The organism is Barnesiella sp. An55 (assembly GCF_002161555.1).
Lineage (GTDB): Bacteria > Bacteroidota > Bacteroidia > Bacteroidales > Barnesiellaceae > Barnesiella > Barnesiella merdipullorum.
The window spans coordinates 1-1203 of the sequence record NZ_NFHZ01000042.1 but is presented as its reverse complement, the minus strand read 5'-3'; the positions used below and the strand labels follow the sequence as shown (position 1 = coordinate 1203).

Annotated in this window: 1 protein-coding gene; it reads left to right on the top strand. The window is 42.6% G+C overall.

Going from position 1 to position 1203, the window contains the following annotated elements:
• The first annotated feature begins 138 nt into the window (after window positions 1-138).
• On the top strand, window positions 139-771 hold the full coding sequence (locus tag B5G10_RS12465; protein ID WP_087425045.1) for an NUDIX hydrolase: 633 nt from the start codon (window positions 139-141) through the stop codon (window positions 769-771).
• Window positions 772-1203: the final 432 nt, after the last annotated feature.

Sequence of the window (1203 nt, the reverse complement as noted above, 5' to 3'; positions counted from 1 at the left end):
CTTGATGGCTACCGCAAAGTTACTGATGTTCTAATCGAAAAATTTTCTAATGCTTATAACTTATTGATGTTTAATAATTAAACCCTTGTCGGAGAATTTTTCTCCGGACACTAGTGTATATAGATAAAAATTGAAAATATGAAATCATCTGCAAGTGAAAGTCCTGACTGGCTTGATTGGGCCAAGGAGTTACAATTTATTGCGCAAGCTGGATTGACCTACTCGAAAGACCCGTTTGACTTGGAGCGATTCCAGCGAATACGAGATATTTCGGCCGAGATTACAAGTCGTCACACCGGTCTTCCGTATGAGCAGGTGAGGCATCTGTTTTGTAGCGAGGTCGGCTTCCAGACTCCCAAACTGGATACCCGGGCGGCTATATTCAAAGACGGAAAAATTTTGCTGGTCGAGGAGCGAGACGGCTCTTGGTCGCTCCCGGGAGGGTGGGTCGATGTGAATCAAACCCTCAGAACAAATACAGAAAAAGAGGTACTTGAAGAGGCTGGTCTCGAAGTCGAAGTTGTGCGTCTGTTGGCAATGCAAGATCGCAATTTGCACAACCGACCTCCGTATGCTTACAATGTATGTAAGGCCTTTTTCCTTTGCCGGGTAAAACAGGGAGCCTTTCGACCCAATACCGAGACGCTGAGCAGTGGCTATTTTGCGTTGGACGAGTTGCCTCTACTCTCGGAAGACAAGGTTACCCGCGAGCAAATAGCCCTCTGTTTTGAGGCTGCACGAAGCGAGCATTGGGAGGTGCCTTTCGATTAAATAGGGTTTGGGGCAATGGACGCGAAAGAATCGTCTAATCGATTGATATAGATAGCCAATTGCAGTTATAAATTGTAATAGGGGCAAATTTTTTTTTTGATATATATGGTGTCGGAATCCTAATTTTTTGTACCTTTGCACCCCGGATGGAGTATATTGCTCCATGTATCTGATGAAACCAGACATAACCAATCGCATTTACAATTTTCGTAGTGGAGTATTGACAAAACTCGATTCGTTTCACCAATGGGGGATGGCCAATTCCGATTGATTAATAGCTGCCGTCAATACATTCTTTTTTAGTTAATCCTACATTTTGGCCTAGTCGACAAAATTCAGGATTAAACCTCAGTAAAGCATTGATTTTAATATCTTTGTGAAGATTATTATAAATATGGCACAAAAAATGCTTTTTCTGTGGGTCTTCACATG

Coding starts and splice junctions, on each gene's coding strand:
- B5G10_RS12465 (WP_087425045.1), top strand. CDS start 139: ATGAAATCATCTGCAAGTGAAAGTCCTGACTGGCTTGATTGGGCCAAG.